Origin of the sequence: Streptomyces sp. NPDC005728 (assembly GCF_040630895.1) — a bacterium.
GTDB lineage: Bacteria > Actinomycetota > Actinomycetes > Streptomycetales > Streptomycetaceae > Streptomyces.
In genome coordinates, this window is sequence record NZ_JBEXYL010000133.1 from 1 (window position 1) to 16716 (window position 16716).

The window sequence follows — 16716 nt, forward strand, 5'->3', positions numbered from 1 at the left end:
CACGCACCAGGCCTCGCGGGCTGCGTCCCGCAGCCGGCGCCGCATCTCCTTGTCGTCCTCGGGCAGCGCCCGCACGGGTGGGCCGCGGCGCCGTCGCGTCCGCACGGGCCGGCGCGGAGTACCCCTCCCGCTGCTCGTGCCGGGCCTGGTGGCCTTGGCGTTCCTGTTGCTTCCACTGATCGCGCTGCTCCTCCGGGCCCCCTGGGGCAGCCTGCCGGATCAGCTGACCAGCGCCGAGGTGTGGCAGGCGCTCCGGCTGTCCCTGGTCACCGCCACGGCCGCGACCGCCGTCAGCCTCGTCCTGGGGGTGTCGCTGGCCTGGCTGCTGGCACGCACGGACTTCCCCGGCCGAGGTCTCGTACGGGCCCTGGTGACCCTGCCCCTGGTGCTCCCGCCGGTGGTCGGCGGTGTCGCCCTGCTCCTCGCCCTGGGCCGCAACGGAGTGATCGGCAAGTGGCTCGACGCCTGGTTCGGGATCACCCTCCCCTTCACCACCACCGGGGTCGTCATCGCGGAGGCCTTCGTCGCGATGCCGTTCCTGGTCATCAGCGTCGAGGGCACCCTGCGCGCCGCCGACCCGCGGTTCGAGGAGGCGGCCACGACACTGGGAGCCTCCCGCTTCACCGCGTTCCGCCGGGTCACCCTGCCGCTGATCGCCCCCGGCATCGCCGCGGGCTCGGTCCTGGCCTGGGCCCGCGCGCTCGGCGAGTTCGGCGCGACGATCACCTTCGCGGGCAACTTCCCCGGCCGCACCCAGACCATGCCCCTCGCGGTCTACCTCGCCCTGCAGAACGACCCCGAGGCCGCCATCTCGCTCAGCCTGGTCCTGCTGGCCGTGTCGATCGCCGTCCTGGCGGCGCTGCGCGACCGATGGCTGACCGGCTCCTGACAGCCGCGCACCCATGGGGGACGATCGGACGTGTACGACGGCACGCACGCCCGAGGACGGCGGTACGACCGCACCGTGCCCTGACCGACGACGCAGCACGACCACCTCACGCCCCGACCGACAACCCGGCACGACCACACCACGCCCGCCACGAGACCCTGCTGGACGTTCCTCTCATGACCGACATCCACGCCCCCGAGGCCGGTCTCGCGCCCGAGGCCGTGGGCGAGCAGGGCCTGGACGCCCATCTCGTCGTCGAACAGGGCTCCTTCCTGCTCGACGTCCGGCTGGCGGCCTCCCCCGGGGAGGTCGTGGCGCTGCTCGGCCCCAACGGCGCGGGCAAGACCACCGCGCTGCGTGTCCTCGCCGGGCTGGTCCCGCTCACCGACGGGCACCTGCGGCTGGACGGTGCCTCCCTGGAGCACACCCCGCCCGAGTCCCGCCCGGTCGGCGTCGTCTTTCAGGACTACCTGCTCTTCCCGCACCTGTCCGCCCTGGACAACGTGGCCTTCGGACCGCGCTGCCAGGGCGCCACCAAGACCGAGGCGCGTGCCCTGGCCGCCGCCTGGCTGGACCGTATGGGCCTCGCCGCGCACGCGGGCGCCAAGCCCCGCCGTCTCTCCGGCGGCCAGGCCCAGCGCGTCGCGCTCGCCCGCGCGCTGGCCGTCCGGCCCCGGATGCTGCTCCTGGACGAGCCGCTCGCGGCCCTGGACGCCCGGACCCGCCTGGAGGTCCGCTCCCAGCTCCGCCGCCACCTGGCCGAGTTCGAGGCGGTCGCCGTCCTCGTCACCCACGACCCGCTGGACGCCATGGTGCTCGCGGACCGGCTGGTGGTGATCGAGCACGGCCGGGTCGTCCAGGAGGGCACCCCGGCCGACATCGCCCGCCATCCGCGCACGGACTACATCGCCCAGCTCGTCGGTCTCAACCTCTACCGGGGGCAGGCCGAGGGGCACACGGTACGGCTCGGCGCGGGACCCTCGATCACGACCATGGAGGACCTGTCCGGGCCGGTCTTCGTGGCGTTCCCGCCGTCCGCCGTCACGCTCTTCCGGGACCGCCCCACCGGCGCCAGCGCCCGCAATCTGTGGCCTTGCGAGGTCGCCGGCCTGGAGACCCACGGCGACCAGATCCGCGCCGACCTGACCGGCGCACTCCCCCTCGCCGCCGACCTCACCACGATCGCCGCCGCCGAGCTGGATCTGCACCCGGGTGCGGCTGTCTGGGCGACGGTGAAAGCGACGCAGACGCACGCATATCCGGCCTGACCGGGCGGGCGCTCTACGGTGAGTGCTCATGACACTGAGCATCCGCAACCAGCTCCCCGGCACCGTCACCGAGGTCCACACCGGCGAGGTCATGGCCACGGTCAAGGTCCGTCTGAACGGGGGGCAGGACCTCATGGCGGCCATCACCCTGGAGGCCGTCGAGCAGCTCGGCCTCGCCCCGGGCACCCCCGTCCGTGCCCTGGTGAAGTCGACGGAGATCTCCCTCGCCACGAGCACGATCGACGGCCTGTCGATCCGCAACCGGCTGCCCGGCGCGATCGTCCACCTCACCCATGGCGGAGCCATGGCCTGCGTGAAGATCTCCGTGGCCGACGGCGAGCTCACGGCGGTGATCACCAAGGACGCGGCCGAAGACCTCGGCCTCTTCGTGGGCTCGGACGTGATCGCCCTGATCAAGTCGACCGAGGTGGCGCTGGCGACGGCGTAGAGCATGCGTGAGGGCCCCCGCCCAGGAGCGGACGGGGGCCCTCACGCACTCGCTCAGTCCTCGTACGCGTCCAGCGGCGGGCAGGAGCAGACCAGGTTGCGGTCACCGAAGGCCTGGTCGATGCGGCGCACCGGCGGCCAGTACTTGTCGGCGGCCGAGACACCCGCCGGGAAGACGGCCTCGTCGCGGCTGTAGGCGTGCTTCCACTCGCCGCCGAGCGCGGCCGCGGTGTGCGGCGCGTTCGCCAGCGGGTTGTCCTCCGCGGGCCACTCCCCGGAGCCGACCTTTTCGATCTCAGTGCGGATGGCGATCATCGCCTCGCAGAAACGGTCCAGCTCGGCCAGGTCCTCGGACTCGGTCGGCTCGATCATCAGCGTGCCGGCCACCGGGAAGGACATGGTCGGGGCGTGGAAGCCGTAGTCGATGAGGCGCTTGGCCACGTCGTCCACGCTCACGCCGGTCGCCTTGGTCAGCGGGCGCAGGTCGATGATGCACTCGTGCGCGACGAGACCGCCGGGGCCGTTGTAGAGCACCGGGTAGTGCGGCTCCAGGCGCTTGGCAATGTAGTTCGCGGAGAGCACCGCCACCTGGGTGGCGCGCTTGAGACCCTCGCCGCCCATCAGACGGACGTACGCCCACGAGATCGGCAGGATGCCCGCGCTGCCCCACGGCGCCGCCGAGATCGGGCCGACACCCGTCTCCGGGCCGGCCGCGGGCTGCAGCGGGTGGTTGGGCAGGTACGGCGCGAGGTGCTCGCGGACCGCGACCGGGCCGACGCCCGGGCCGCCGCCGCCGTGCGGGATGCAGAAGGTCTTGTGCAGGTTCAGGTGGGAGACGTCGCCGCCGAAGTGGCCCGGCTTGGCGAGGCCGACCAGGGCGTTGAGGTTGGCGCCGTCGACGTAGACCTGGCCGCCCGCCTCGTGCACCTGGCCGCAGATGTCGGCGACGTGCTCCTCGAACACACCGTGCGTGGACGGGTAGGTGATCATCAGGACCGCCAGCTCGTCGCGGTGCTGCTCGATCTTGGCCCGCAGGTCCTCGACGTCGATCTCGCCGTCCTCGGCGGTCTTCACGACGACGACCTTCATCCCGGCCATCACGGCGCTGGCGGCGTTGGTGCCGTGCGCGGAGGAGGGGATCAGGCAGATGGTGCGCTGCTCGTCGCCGTTGGCGCGGTGGTAGCCGCGTACGGCCAGCAGACCGGCCAGCTCGCCCTGCGAACCGGCGTTCGGCTGGAGCGAGACCTTGTCGTAGCCGGTGACCTCGGCGAGACGGTCCTCCAGCTCGCGGATGAGCGTGAGGTAGCCCTCGGCCTGCTCGGCGGGCACGAAGGGGTGCAGCTGGCCGAACTCGGGCCAGGTGACCGGCTCCATCTCGGTCGTCGCGTTGAGCTTCATGGTGCAGGAGCCCAGCGGGATCATGCCGCGGTCGAGCGCGTAGTCGCGGTCGGCGAGCTTGCGCAGGTAGCGCAGCATCGCGGTCTCGGAGCGGTGCTCGTGGAAGACCGGGTGGGTCAGGTATTCGTCGGTGCGCAGCAGCGCCTCCGGCAGGGCCTGCCCGGCGGTCGCGTCCAGCGCCTCTATGTCGGCCTCGACGCCGAACGCGGACCAGACGGCGGCCAGCTGGGCGCGGTTGGTGGTCTCGTCGCAGGCGAGGGAGACGAGGTCGGCGTCGGCCTGCCGCAGGTTGACCCCGTTCGCGCGGGCGGCGGCGACGACCTCGGCGGCCTTGCCGGGCACGCGCGCGGTGACGGTGTCGAAGTAGGAGCCGTGGACGATCTCGACACCGCCGGCCTTGAGGCCCTCGGCGAGGATCGTGGCGTAGCGGTGGGTGCGGCGGGCGATGGTGCGCAGGCCCTCGGGGCCGTGGTAGACGGCGTACATGCCGGCCATCACGGCGAGCAGCACCTGCGCGGTGCAGATGTTGCTGGTGGCCTTCTCGCGGCGGATGTGCTGCTCACGGGTCTGCAGCGCGAGGCGGTAGGCCTTGTGCCCGTCGGCGTCGACGGACACACCGACGAGGCGGCCGGGCAGGCTGCGCGCGAACTTCTCGTGCACCGCCATGTAGCCCGCGTGCGGTCCGCCGAAGCCCATCGGCACACCGAAGCGCTGGGTCGTGCCGACGGCGATGTCCGCGCCCAGCTCGCCCGGCGAGGTCACCAGGGTGAGGGCCAGCAGGTCGGCGGCGACGGTGACGATGGCGCCCAGCTCGTGCGCCTGCTCGATGACCGGCTTGATGTCGCGCACGGCACCGGAGGCGCCGGGGTACTGGATCAGCACGCCGTTGATCTCGCGCGCCGCGATGTCGGCCGGGATGCCGTCGCTGAGGTCGGCTACGACGATCTCCACACCGGTCGGCTCGGCGCGCGTCTCGATGACGGCGACGGTCTGCGGCAGGGCGTCCGCGTCGACCAGGAACAGGCCCTTCTTGTTCTTGCCCATGCGCCGGGACAGCGCCATCGCCTCGGCGGCGGCCGTGCCCTCGTCCAGCAGGGAGGCGCCGGAGGTGGGCAGGCCGGTGAGTTCGGCGACCATGGTCTGGAAGTTCAGCAGGGCCTCCAGACGGCCCTGCGAGATCTCCGGCTGGTACGGGGTGTAGGCCGTGTACCAGGCCGGGTTCTCCATGACGTTGCGCAGGATGACGGGCGGGGTGAAGGTGCCGTAGTAGCCGAGCCCGATCATGGAGCCGAGGACCTGGTTGCGGTCGGCGAGCGAGCGCAGCTCGGCGAGTACCTCGGCCTCGGTGCGGGCGCCCGGCAGATCCAGGGCGTCGGCGTTCTTGATCACGTCCGGGACCGCGGCGGCGGTCAGCTCGTCGAGGGAGCCGTAACCGACGTGCGCGAGCATCTTGGCCCGCGCCTCCTGATCGGGCCCGATGTGACGCTGCTCGAAGGGGATGCCCGCTTCGAGCTCGGAGAGCGGAGTGCGATGGGCGGTCATTGCGGAGGCCTCCTGGTCTGACGCGACCTTCGAGGGGCACCACGGCACGGTTGCCCCGACGGCCTCCCCCTCTGTCATCTCAACCTGAGAGCTTCACCGGGCGCCCGAGGGACCCGGCTTTCACCGTCGGTGAGGGCGGGGGCCGTCGGCCCTCGCCCTGCTTTCCAGAGTGACCTCGTCCGTGCGGTACGTGAGCCTGAGAGATTCCGGGGAGGAGTTGCTCCTTCGGCGCCTCCGAGGTGTTCGGAGGACTCTCCCGCACGGGGTCAGCAGCCGCTGTCAGCCTACCAGCGAGGTCAACGCCTGAGCCCTCGAGTGGCCGCCTCCCTGAATGTGCTCTTTTGTAGTGCTTACGGATGAGTTGCGACCACGTGGAGGGAGAGGGACCGTGCAGACCGACATCGATCCGCGCAACCTGATCGGCCGCAAGGCGTTCGACCGCAATGGCACCAAGATCGGCACCATCGACGAGGTGTACCTCGACGACGCGACGGGCGTGCCGGAGTGGGCGGCCATACGCACGGGTCTGTTCTCCCGGGACGCGTTCGTCCCGCTGGAGCCCAGCGAACTGGTCGAAGGCGCCCTCCGGGTCCCCTTCGAGCGTGCGCTCATCAAGGACGCCCCCGACTTCGGCGTGGGCCGCCACCTCTCCCCCGAACAGGAACTCCAGCTCTACCACCACTACGGCCTGGACGTCGCCCCTCCTCCGCTCCCGGACCGCGACTTCGGCAAGCTGGCGGGCACGGAGGAAACCTGAGGGGCGCGGGGAGTACCGACATGCGGCTCCGCCGCGTGGGCGCGACAGGCCACCACACACCCGCATGACGACCGGCAGCTCCCTTACGGACCGGCATCCGCCACCAACGGCAACGGATCAGCCGCCTCCAGATCAGGATCGTCGACAAGAAAGGTACGCACCCGCCCCGGCTCCGAGTCCGGTGTCTCGAACCGCACGGTGACCCGGCCCAGGCCACTGCCCTGCACCCAGCCGTGCCCGTAGTCGGCGTGCCGGACATCATGCCCGGCACGCCAGTGCCGCTCGGCAGGCTCCGGCTGCTCCTCCCCCGCCTCCGGCGCCACCTCCTCCGGCTCGGCGAGCTGCAGGCCACCCGCCGCCTGCGCGAACAGGTCCTCCTGGGTGTAGTCGGCAAGCCCGGAGACACCCACGCCGAGCAGCCGGACCCCGCCCGTGGTGTCGACGGACTCCAGCAGCCGTGCGGCCGCCTCCCGGATCACCGCCGGATCGTCCGTGGGGCCTCTGAGCGTCTCGGAGCGCGTCAGCGTCGAGAAGTCGTACCGCCGCACCTTGAGGACGATGGTCCGCCCGGACAGCCCGGCCCCACGCAGCCGCCGCACGCACCGGTCGGCGAGCCGCTGCACCTCCAGGCCGACCCGCAGCCGGTCGTGGATGTCCACGTCGTAGGTGTCCTCGACCGACACCGACTTGGCCTCCCGCTCGGCCACCACGGGCCGGTCGTCGCGCGCCAGCGCCATGGCGTACAGCGCGTGCCCGTGCGCCTTGCCGAGGAGCCGTACGAGTTCGTCCTCGCCCGCCTCGGCCAGCTCCTCGACGGTGGTGATCCCGGCTCGCCGCAGATGGTCCCCGGTCGCCGGGCCGACCCCTGGCAGGGTCCGCACCGACATCGGGCCGAGCAGCGCCCGCTCGGTGCCGGGCTCGATGAGCACGAGTCCGTCGGGCTTGGCCTGCTCCGAGGCGATCTTCGCGAGCATCTTGGAGGCGGCCAGCCCCACCGACCCCGTGAGCCCGGTGCCCGCCAGGATGTCCGCGCGCAGCTTTGTCCCGGCCAGCCGCGCCGACTCCTCGTCCCAGGCCGTTTTCCCGGCCTCCAGGTCCACGAACGCCTCGTCCAGGCTCAGCGGCTCCACCAGCGGTGACAGCGCCTGCAGCAGAGCCATCACCTGCTCGCTGACCGACCGGTAGAGGGCGAAGCGCGGCACGAGATACGCGGCGTTCGGCGCCAGCCGGCGGGCCTGTGCCATCGGCATCGCCGAGTGGACCCCGAAGACCCTGGCCTCGTACGACGCGGTGGCCACCACCCCGCGCGGTCCGAGCCCGCCCACGACGACGGCCTTACCGCGCAGGCTCGGTTTGGATGCCTGCTCCACCGAGGCGAAGAAGGCATCCATGTCGAGATGCAGGATCGTGGGCGCGTTTCTCACATCTCCGATGCTGCACCACGCCACTGACAATGCCGGACCCCGGAGGCCCCCGCCGGTGGGCATTGTCGGACGGCGTCAGACGGCCCGGTTGCGCCGCCTCGCCAGCTCGTCCGCCGGGTTGTGCCCGACCAGGGTCTCCCCGGTGTCGATGCGCTCGCCGTGCAGCTGCGAGAGTGCGCTTTCCACGTCCCGCCAGACCACGCCGACGGCGATCCCGAAGATGCCCTGACCGCCCTGGAGCAGGGCGTGCACCTCGTCGGGCGAGGTGCACTCGTAGACCGTGGCGCCGTCGCTCATGAGGGTCATGCGCTCCAGGTCGCGGAAACCGCGTTCCCTGAGATGCTGGACGGTCGTACGGATGTTCTGGAGCGACACGCCGGTGTCCAGGAAGCGCTTCACGATCTTCAGGACGACGACGTCCCGGAAGCTGTACAGACGCTGGGTGCCCGACCCGTAGGCGGGCCGCACGCTCGGCTCGACCAGGCCGGTGCGGGCCCAGTAGTCGAGCTGCCGGTAGGTGATGCCGGCGGCCGCACAGGCCGTGGGCCCGCGATAGCCGATCTCCTCGGACGCCATGGACGCCGCCCCTCCGCCGTTGGGCACGGCCGTCGGTCGCTGCGGGGCGTGGTCGACCGCGCTGCCGGGCTGGCTGTACCCCCTGCCCGAACGCAGCTGAGAGCCTGGGGGAGGGTACGGACCGCTCTCCCCAAAGCCGCGTCCGGGGGCACCCCCAGCCGTACCGTCGCCGCTCGTTCTCACGCCGACCTCCGTCCTTGACCTGCCTTCTCGACGGTAGGCAGTCGCCAGGGGTGCGTCAACGATCGCCACACTCGGCACGCCGAGTGATAATCACCCTGGGAGTGGTTTCCCGTACCCCACCGCGGGGAAAGGCTAGCCGAATGCTCTCGCGGGGAGCCGTAGGACGCCCTCAATGGCCGGTGGCAATTGCCATGGCACCGGGCGCGAACGAGCCGTCGACCGGCCGGTCACGGGCCCGCGGAGGACCGCCTGGCCGGCCCCGCCTCACTGGCTGCTGGTGCCGAAGTCCTCGGGCGAGATCTGGTCGAGGAACTCGCGGAATTTCTCCACCTCGTCCTCCTGCTCGTCCGGAATCGCGATGCCGGCGTCGTCCAGCACCCCGTCGCTCCCGTAGATCGGCGTTCCGGTACGCAGGGCGAGCGCTATGGCATCGGAAGGACGGGCGCTTACCTCGACCCCACTGGCGAAGACCAGCTCCGCGTAGAAGACGCCCTCACGGAGATCCGTGATGCGCACTTCGGTCAGCTCCTGGCCGACTGCCTCCAGCACGTCCTTGAACAGGTCGTGTGTCAGCGGTCGCGCGGGGGCCATGCCCTGCTGGGCGAAGGCGATCGCCGTCGCCTCCCCCGGCCCGATCCAGATGGGGAGGTAACGGTCGCCCCCCACTTCGCGCAGGAGCACGATCGGTTGGTTGGAGGGCATTTCCACCCGGACACCTACGACATCGAGCTCGTTCACACAGCAACCCTAGGCCGTGCCCGGGACGTTTGGGTAGTCGGGCCGGGAACAGGTGCCCGATCCGGCCGCCCGGACGGACCGCCGGTCAGGGCAGCCGTACACCTAGAGCGATCTGCACCAGGGCGGCGTGCAGCTTCACCGTGAGCGCCGCCAGCTCCTTCGTACGAGCCTCGGCGTGAGCCCTGGTCTGCGGGTTGCGATGGCGCTTCAGGGGGGCCACCACTTGGTCCAAGAGCCCCGCCTCACGATCGGCGGCGGCCTTCATCACCCGAAGGTGGCGCGGCTCGATCCCGAACCGGCCCAGCTCGGCGATGAGCGTGGCCACGGTGACGGCCTCCGCGTCGTACGCCCCGTCCTCCAGGGGAGCGATCAGCCCGTACGACTGCCACTCCTCCAGGTCTGCCTCGTCGATCTCCGCAGCCGCCATCAGCCCCGCCCGACCGATCCGGGCCACCGTGGGCCGCTCGGGCGTCTCCGGTACGTCCTCCCCGGTGCGCTGGCGCCCCACCACCGGCAGCTGGACGGCCTCACCCCGCTCCATGGCGTCCAGGTGCTCGCGGATGACCTTGAGCGGCAGATAGTGGTCCCGCTGCATCCGCAGGACATGAGCGAGGCGCTCGACATCCCCGGCGCTGAACTTTCGGTACCCCGAGGGGGTCCGCTGCGGCTCGACGAGGCCCTCCGACTCCAGAAACCGGATCTTGGAGATGGTGACCTCGGGGAACTCGTCACGCAGCGCGTTCAGCACCGTGCCGATGCTCATCAGCCCACTGTCCGTGGCGGCGGCACCGCTTCGGGCACCGCCGCTCGGTGTATGAAGCATGGACCTTCCCTGGGGTCCCCCGGACGGGTCCGGAGGTCAGATACCCTGCCGGCTCGCGTAGAAGACCAGCCGGTACTTGCCGATCTGCACCTCGTCACCGTTCGACAGAGCGACCTGGTCGATCCGCTCACGGTTGACGTACGTACCGTTCAGGCTGCCCACGTCGGCCACCGTGAACGAGCCGTCCGGGGCGCGCCGGAACTCCACGTGCCGGCGGGAGACCGTCACGTCGTCCAGGAAGATGTCGCTCTGCGGGTGACGGCCCGCCGTGGTCAGGTCGCTGTCCAGCAGGAAGCGGCTGCCCGAGTTCGGTCCCCGCCGCACCACCAGCAGCGCCGAACCCATCGGCAGCGCGTCCACCGCGGCCTGCGCCTCGGGCGAGAGCGTCGGCACCGGCGTCTGACCGGTCACCTCGGCGTCGTAGGCCTCGAGACCGGAGATGGAGATCGTGGACGTGGTCTCGGACGCGCGCTCCGGCGCCACACCGGGCCGCAGCGGCGCACCGCAGTTGGAACAGAACCGGGCGTTCTCCGCATTGCGGTTACCGCACCTCGTACACACCAGGACCGACATGGACGGATCCTCCTGCCGCGGCTGCCCCGCGGAAGCGTTGGACGCGTACGGGTCGGGGGCAAACCCTCCACCCGCACTTGAGGTTGACGGTTGCCCGAAACCTATGCCGCCGGACTGGGCAGGGTCAACAGACGCCGCGCCCTGGCCTCCGGAAATGCCACCGCCCGGACCAGCGACCTGGTCGCGGAACAGCGGACGCTGGCCCTCTGCGTCAGGCTGTGCGCGATGACGAGCGGTCGCGTTGTCGCTACCCTCTCGCGCGCTCTTGCCGAACAACTTCGCAAACAACTTCACGGGCGATTCCCCTTGACCGAAACAGACCCGCCCGTGGGGCAGGACGAACCCTGATTGCCTTCACCGGCCGACCCGGACACCCTCACAACGTCCGTATCCACCAGACAGTTTCCACCACGCACCACCTCTTCGGTGCGCCGACCCCCCGCAACCTCATGCCCCCGCCGGACGTCCGCCATGCACCGCCGGTTCACTGGGAGGACGACCGAGCGTAGTCAGGCTGCTTCACCCGCCGCAAGGCGTTCACGACGATCTTGCTCGATCGCTCCACGGTCACCGTGGCCTGCTCCTTCTCCAGGGTCTGCACCACGCCTCCAGGGATGTTCAGAGCAGGCTCGAGATCCTGCGGCTTCCCGATGACCTTGAAACGATAGGGGGCGTTGATCTTGTTCCCGTCGACGCTCACGCTCTTGTCGGAATCGGTGAAGTAGCTGCCCGCGACCACCCGCACCCCGTTGACCTGGATCGCCTCCGCGCCGGCCGCGCGCAACTCCTGGATCGCGTCGAGCAGCATGTCCGCCTTGACCGTCCCCTCCGTGTCCTCGATCGTCATGGAGATGCCGGGACCCTGCGCCGCCACGGTGCCCGCCAGAATGCTCAGTTGCTTTTCCTTCTCGGCGGTCTGCTTCCGCGCCTCTGCGGCCTGGTCGGAGCTGCTCTGCAGCTCCTGGCGCTGCTTTTCGAGTCCCTGCTTCTCGTCTTCAAGACGCTGAGTACGGTCATCCAGTTCATCGAGGATGCGAACAAGATCTTCCTGACGGGCGCCGCGCAGCGCGCTGTCACTGTCGCTGTTCGACGCCACCTGCACGGCCAGTCCGAAACCGAGGCCGAACAACAGCAGTGCGACGATGAGTTGGGCCCGGGTCAACCTCGGCGGCCACAGCCCCTTGACCAGCCGCTGGCGCCCGGTGAGCTGCGGCTCACCGCTCTCAGCGGATGCCTGCACGGACGGCTGCTCGGACGGCTGCTCGGACTCGGCGGCCGCGGCCGGCACCTCGGCGGGCAGTTCCTTGCGCAGCCTGTTCTCCGGCTGCTCCTCCTGGTTGCTCATCGACCTCACGCCCTGAAGACGTGCCGTCGGATAGCCGCGGCATTCGAGAAGATCCGGATACCGAGCACGACCACGACACCCGTGGACAGCTGCGCGCCCACACCCAACTTGTCGCCCAGGAACACGATCAGCGCGGCCACGACGACGTTCGACAGGAACGACACCACGAAGACCTTGTCGTCGAAGATGCCGTCCAGCATGGCCCGCAGACCACCGAACACGGCGTCCAGCGCCGCCACGACGGCGATCGGCAGATAAGGCTCGACGACCGCCGGAACCTCAGGTCGGACCAACAGGCCGGCCACGACTCCCACGACGAGGCCCAGTACGGCGATCACGATGTGCCCTTCTCAGTCTTCTCGGCGTTCGGCTGTGCTGTGCGTACGATCACACTCGGCGCGGAGGGCAACCGGACGTCGCCCTCCGCGGAGATGGTGGCGCGGATGCCGAAGTTCTCCTCCAGGGCATGCAGATACAGCCCGTCGGCGCTGTTCCGGAACCTGGTGCTCAGCCGCTCCCCGTCCCCCACCGCCAGCACCGTGTACGGCGGCACCAGCGGCCTGTTGTCGACCAGTATGGCGTCACCCGCGGCCCTGATCGCGGACAGGGCCGTCAGCCGCTGTCCATTGATGGAGACGGCCTCGGCCCCGGAGGCCCACAGCCCGTTCACCACCCGCTGCATGTCCCGGTCGCGCAGCCGCCCGGTGTCGGAGAAGCCGGAGGTCTCACGAGGATTCGTGCCATCGCCGCCCGTACTGGCTTCCTTGGCGTCGTTGACCACGAGCTTCACCCCGGGGCCGTGCACCCCGGTGGCGCCCGACAGGATGCCCACCAGGCCTCCCTCGGCGCCGCCGCTCTGCTTCAGTGCCGCCCGCTGGCGCGCGTCGACGTCGTCGCGCAGTTCGTCGACATCCTTCTCCAGGCTGTCCGCGTCCGCGGTCTCTCGGTCGACCCGGTCGATCAGCTCCTGGCGCTCCTTGGCCACCACGGGCGCCGCCACGCGCGCCTGTGCCGCCCCGACGGTCACCACCAACGCCGTGAGGACCAGTCCGGCCGCCAGACCCAGCTTCGCCCTGAGAGTCTTCGGCAGCCCGCCTTCGCCCCGGGACTCCTTCCGGGCGGCGGCCTCGGCATACCCGTCGTCGAGGCTGTGGTCCATGACGTTGGTGATCAACGACATGGAGGCGTCCGGACGCTGCGGCCGCGTGGGGCTGCTCCGAACGGGGGGTTGCTGCGGCATGCCGCACATCGTCGCATGTCGCGAGCAGTACCTCCGAATGGCCCCACCGGCGTGCCGGACAGGCCCCCTGGGGGACACGTGTCCGGCACGCGCGTGTGCGGTGCCTTTTGCAGTCCGGAGCCGCCGGTTCTACCGTCCGGCGCTGTCCACCACGGCCGACCACTCGTCCAGCAGCGCCTGCGCCGAGGCGTCGTCCGGTCCCTCGGCCCACAGATGGGTGACGGCCTCGGCCGGGTCGGGCAGCACCATCACCCAGCGCCCGTCGCTCTCCACGACCCGCACGCCGTCCGTCGTGTCGACAAAGCGATCGCCAGCCGCCTCCACGACCCGCCGCATCACCAGGCCCTTGACGGCCCACGGGGTCGCGAGGTCCCGCTTGAGGACGTGCGCCCGCGGAATCCGCGCGTCGATCTGGCTCAGAGTGAGCTGCGTGCGCGCCACCAGCCCGATCAGCCGCACGAAGGCAGCCGTGCCGTCGTAGACACCGCTGAACTCAGGGACGATGAACCCGCCCTTGCCGTCACCTCCGAAGATGGTGCCCTCTTCGCGTCCCACGCGCGTGAGGTCGTCGGGAGAGGTCGTGGTCCATTCGACCTGCGTGCCGTGATAGGCGGCCACCTGTTCGGCGATTCGGGTCGTGGTCACCGGCAGCGCCACACGTCCGCTCCGCCGCTCGGCGGCCACCAGGTCCAGCAGCACGAGCAGGGCCCGGTCGTCCTCGATGATCCGGCCCTTCTCGTCCACCAGCGACAGCCGCTCGCCGACGGGGTCGAACCGGACACCGAACGCGGCTCCCGAGGACGCCACGATCTCGCCGAGGCGCACCAGCCCGTTACGGCGCATCTCGGCGGTCTCCGTGGGCCTCGACTCGTCGAGACCAGGGTTGATCGTCAGCGAGTCCACACCGAGCTTGCCGAGCAGGCTGGGCAGGACGAGGCCGGCGCTGCCGTTGGAGGCGTCCACGACGACTTTCAGACCCGACTCCGCTATCCCGGTGCTGTCGACGTTCCGCAGCAGCGAGCCGGTGTACGAGTCGAAGACGCTCGCCGGGAAGTACAGGTCGCCGATCTCACCGGGAAACGCCCGGCGGTACTCCTGGCGTGCGAACACCCGGTCGAGCTTGCGCTGTCCGCCCTGCGAGAGGTCCGCGCCCTGCCCGTCGAAGAACATGATGTCGACGGAGTCGGGCACACCCGGCGAGGTCCGGATCATGATGCCGCCGGCGCTGCCCCGGGCGGTCTGCTGCCGGGCCACGGGGAGCGGAACGTTCTCCAGGTCCCGCACGTCGATGGCACTGGCTTGGAGCGCGGAGATCACCGCCCGCTTGAGGGCACGGGCACCCCGGGAGTGGTCACGGGCCGTAGTGACCGTGGAACCCTTCTTCAGCGTGGTCGCATAAGCGCCTGCCAGCCGTACGGCCAGCTCGGGCGTGATCTCCACGTTCAGGATTCCGGAGACACCCCGGGCACCGAAGAGCTGCGCCTGCCCTCTCGACTCCCAGATGACCGAGGTGTTGACGAAGGCGCCCGCCTCGATCGTCTTGAACGGGTAGACCCGCACATTGCCCTGAACGATCGATTCTTCACCGATCAGGCACTCGTCACCGATGACCGCGCCGTCCTCGATCCGGGCGGCCCGCATGATGTCGGTGTTCTTGCCGACGACGCAGCCGCGCAGATTGCTGTGCTGGCCGACGTACACGTTGTCGTGGACCACGGCCCGGTGCAGGAAGGCACCGTTCTTGACGACGACATTGGAACCGACGACGGTGTGCTCGCGGATTTCGGCGCCGGCCTCCACCTTGGCGTAGTCACCGATGTAGAGCGGCCCGCGGAGCACGGCATCGGGGTGGACCTCGGCGCCCTCGGCCACCCAGACGCCCGGGGAGATCTCGAATCCGTCGATTTCGACGTTGACCTTGCCTTCCAGGACGTCGGCCTGGGCCTTGACGTAGCTCTCGTGGGTGCCTACGTCTTCCCAGTAACCCTCGGCGACATAGCCGTAGATCGGCTTGCCTTCCTTCATCAATTGCGGGAAGACATCTCCGGACCAGTCGACGGGAACATCGGCTTCGACATAGTCGAAAACCTCGGGCTCCATGACGTAGATGCCTGTGTTGACCGTGTCGGAGAAGACCTGCCCCCAGGTCGGCTTCTCCAGGAAACGCTCGACCTGGCCTTCCTCGTCGACGATGGTGATGCCGAACTCCAGCGGATTGGGCACCCGGGTCAGACAAACGGTGACCAGTGCGCCCTTCTCCTTGTGGAAATTGATCAGGTCGGTGAGATCGAAGTCGGTCAGGGCGTCACCGGAGATGACGAGGAAAGCATCGTCCTTCAACGCCTCTTCGGCGTTCTTGACGCTTCCGGCGGTACCGAGTGGCTTCTCCTCGTTGGCATATGTGAGCTCCATTCCGAGCTCTTCGCCATCCCCGAAGTAGTTCTTGACGAGCGATGCCAGGAACTGCACGGTGACAACGGTCTCGTTGAGCCCATGCCGTTTGAGCAGCCGTAGCACATGCTCCATGATCGGGCGGTTCACCACCGGCAGGAGCGGCTTGGGCATGCTGGAGGTCATAGGGCGAAGGCGTGTGCCTTCGCCACCGGCCATCACGACGGCCTTCATGTCGGAAGCGTCCTCCTAAAGAGACGACGGTCTAGCCGACTTCACCCGTCCAGATTGTCCCGCAGTTCTCCGCAGCAGGCCATCGGGCCACTATGTCCGGACAATCAACGAGCTCAATCGGCCGTGGCGTCCGCGCGGACCACCAGGCGGCGGACTTGTACCACGTAGAGCACTCCTGCCCACCAATAGAGGGTTGTACCCCATCCTGCGAACGCCCATCCGAAAACTGCAGCGAGTGACGCGATCCATCCTCTTCCGTCACTGAGGAGCAGCAGCGGGAAGGCGTACATCAGGTTGAAGGTGGCCGCCTTCCCGAGGAAGTTCACCTGCGGCGGCGGATAGCCGTGACGCCTGAGGATGCCCACCATCACCAGCAGAACCAGTTCTCTCGCGAGGAGAAGGCCGGTCAGCCAGATCGGCAGGATCTCGCGCCAGGTGAGGCCCACCAGGGTGGAAAGGACGTAGAGCCGGTCGGCGGCGGGATCGAGGAGCCGGCCGAGGCTGCTGATCTGATTCCAGCGCCGGGCGAGCTTGCCGTCGAGATAGTCGCTGATCCCGCTGAAGGCCAGCACGAGGAGGGCCCAGCCGTCGCTGTTGGGGCCCCCGAACTCCGGCCTGAGGATCAACCAGAGGAACAGGGGTACGCCCACCAACCGCGCCATGCTGAGGATGTTGGGGATGGTGAGGACCCGTTCCGTCTGGACGCGGGTCTCCTGGACCTCCACCCGGGGGCCTCCTGTGCTAAAACGAGCCAACGATGCCCCCTGACCTTACCTCAACGCAAAAAAGCTCCGGCTCCTGGGCAGTGCCCAAGAGCCGGAGCTGTAAAAGGAGTTCGGCGGCGTCCTACTCTCCCACAGGGTCCCCCCTGCAGTACCATCGGCGCTG

Annotated in this window: 15 protein-coding genes and 1 riboswitch; of the genes, 4 read left to right on the forward strand and 11 right to left on the reverse strand. The window is 69.7% G+C overall.

Annotated features, from left to right (window positions below):
• Positions 1 to 43 precede the first annotated feature (43 nt).
• From modB to ABZ471_RS43175, 3 genes are all read left to right on the forward strand, one after another.
• Positions 44 to 889, forward strand: coding sequence for a molybdate ABC transporter permease subunit (modB, locus tag ABZ471_RS43165; protein ID WP_359074653.1), 846 nt, complete (start codon positions 44 to 46; stop codon positions 887 to 889).
• 176 nt (positions 890 to 1065) lie between these two features.
• A complete protein-coding gene (locus ABZ471_RS43170; RefSeq protein ID WP_359074632.1) occupies positions 1066 to 2157 on the forward strand; it encodes an ABC transporter ATP-binding protein in 1092 nt (363 codons plus the stop codon).
• 28 nt (positions 2158 to 2185) lie between these two features.
• The gene (locus ABZ471_RS43175) at positions 2186 to 2605 is read left to right on the forward strand and encodes a TOBE domain-containing protein (RefSeq protein WP_359074634.1); all 420 of its coding nucleotides are present in this window, start codon (positions 2186 to 2188) and stop codon (positions 2603 to 2605) included.
• A gap of 53 nt (positions 2606 to 2658) precedes the next feature.
• Here the strand turns inward: ABZ471_RS43175 and gcvP are convergent, their stop codons facing one another.
• A complete protein-coding gene (gene gcvP / locus ABZ471_RS43180) occupies positions 2659 to 5544 on the reverse strand; it encodes an aminomethyl-transferring glycine dehydrogenase (protein ID WP_359074636.1) in 2886 nt (961 codons plus the stop codon).
• A gap of 174 nt (positions 5545 to 5718) precedes the next feature.
• Positions 5719 to 5813: riboswitch (glycine riboswitch) on the reverse strand.
• A gap of 119 nt (positions 5814 to 5932) precedes the next feature.
• Here gcvP and ABZ471_RS43185 point away from each other — a divergent pair.
• A complete protein-coding gene (locus tag ABZ471_RS43185) occupies positions 5933 to 6301 on the forward strand; it encodes a PRC-barrel domain-containing protein (protein WP_359074638.1) in 369 nt (122 codons plus the stop codon).
• Between the two features lie 83 nt (positions 6302 to 6384).
• Here the strand turns inward: ABZ471_RS43185 and ABZ471_RS43190 are convergent, their stop codons facing one another.
• The 10 genes from ABZ471_RS43190 to ABZ471_RS43235 all read right to left on the reverse strand — a co-directional run bounded on the left by ABZ471_RS43190 (position 6385) and on the right by ABZ471_RS43235 (position 16553).
• Positions 6385 to 7725 (reverse strand): DNA polymerase IV, encoded by a 1341-nt coding sequence (locus ABZ471_RS43190; RefSeq protein ID WP_359074640.1) that lies wholly within the window; start codon positions 7723 to 7725, stop codon positions 6385 to 6387.
• A 75-nt stretch (positions 7726 to 7800) separates the two neighbouring features.
• A complete protein-coding gene (locus tag ABZ471_RS43195; protein ID WP_359074642.1) occupies positions 7801 to 8484 on the reverse strand; it encodes a MerR family transcriptional regulator in 684 nt (227 codons plus the stop codon).
• Positions 8485 to 8748: 264 nt separating this feature from the next.
• A complete protein-coding gene (locus ABZ471_RS43200; protein WP_004002801.1) occupies positions 8749 to 9222 on the reverse strand; it encodes a bifunctional nuclease family protein in 474 nt (157 codons plus the stop codon).
• Positions 9223 to 9307: 85 nt separating this feature from the next.
• Positions 9308 to 10045, reverse strand: coding sequence for a MerR family transcriptional regulator (locus ABZ471_RS43205; protein WP_359074644.1), 738 nt, complete (start codon positions 10043 to 10045; stop codon positions 9308 to 9310).
• 36 nt (positions 10046 to 10081) lie between these two features.
• Positions 10082 to 10954, reverse strand: coding sequence for an FHA domain-containing protein (locus tag ABZ471_RS43210; protein ID WP_359074654.1), 873 nt, complete (start codon positions 10952 to 10954; stop codon positions 10082 to 10084).
• A gap of 148 nt (positions 10955 to 11102) precedes the next feature.
• Complete coding sequence (locus ABZ471_RS43215; RefSeq protein ID WP_359074646.1) at positions 11103 to 11963, reverse strand: DUF881 domain-containing protein; 861 nt, start codon at positions 11961 to 11963, stop codon at positions 11103 to 11105.
• Positions 11964 to 11968: 5 nt separating this feature from the next.
• Positions 11969 to 12301, reverse strand: a complete 333-nt coding sequence (locus tag ABZ471_RS43220; protein WP_003988855.1) for a small basic family protein — start codon at positions 12299 to 12301, stop codon at positions 11969 to 11971.
• A complete protein-coding gene (locus ABZ471_RS43225; protein WP_359074648.1) occupies positions 12298 to 13212 on the reverse strand; it encodes a DUF881 domain-containing protein in 915 nt (304 codons plus the stop codon). The genes ABZ471_RS43220 and ABZ471_RS43225 overlap by 4 nt, the downstream gene beginning before the upstream one ends.
• Before the next feature lie 120 nt (positions 13213 to 13332).
• The gene (locus ABZ471_RS43230; RefSeq protein WP_359074650.1) at positions 13333 to 15828 is read right to left on the reverse strand and encodes a mannose-1-phosphate guanyltransferase; all 2496 of its coding nucleotides are present in this window, start codon (positions 15826 to 15828) and stop codon (positions 13333 to 13335) included.
• Between the two features lie 113 nt (positions 15829 to 15941).
• Entirely contained in the window at positions 15942 to 16553 is a 612-nt protein-coding gene (locus ABZ471_RS43235; protein WP_359074652.1) for a CDP-alcohol phosphatidyltransferase family protein, read from the reverse strand.
• Positions 16554 to 16716: the final 163 nt, after the last annotated feature.

What these genes read in the sequence shown, in the direction of transcription:
- ABZ471_RS43225 (WP_359074648.1), bottom strand. Translation starts at nt 13,212, where the DNA reads ATGTGCGGCATGCCGCAGCAACCCCCCGTTCGGAGCAGCCCCACGCGG.
- ABZ471_RS43205 (WP_359074644.1), bottom strand. Translation starts at nt 10,045, where the DNA reads ATGCTTCATACACCGAGCGGCGGTGCCCGAAGCGGTGCCGCCGCCACG.
- ABZ471_RS43230 (WP_359074650.1), bottom strand. Translation starts at nt 15,828, where the DNA reads ATGAAGGCCGTCGTGATGGCCGGTGGCGAAGGCACACGCCTTCGCCCT.
- ABZ471_RS43215 (WP_359074646.1), bottom strand. Translation starts at nt 11,963, where the DNA reads ATGAGCAACCAGGAGGAGCAGCCGGAGAACAGGCTGCGCAAGGAACTG.
- gcvP (WP_359074636.1), bottom strand. Translation starts at nt 5,544, where the DNA reads ATGACCGCCCATCGCACTCCGCTCTCCGAGCTCGAAGCGGGCATCCCC.
- ABZ471_RS43170 (WP_359074632.1), top strand. Translation starts at nt 1,066, where the DNA reads ATGACCGACATCCACGCCCCCGAGGCCGGTCTCGCGCCCGAGGCCGTG.
- ABZ471_RS43175 (WP_359074634.1), top strand. Translation starts at nt 2,186, where the DNA reads ATGACACTGAGCATCCGCAACCAGCTCCCCGGCACCGTCACCGAGGTC.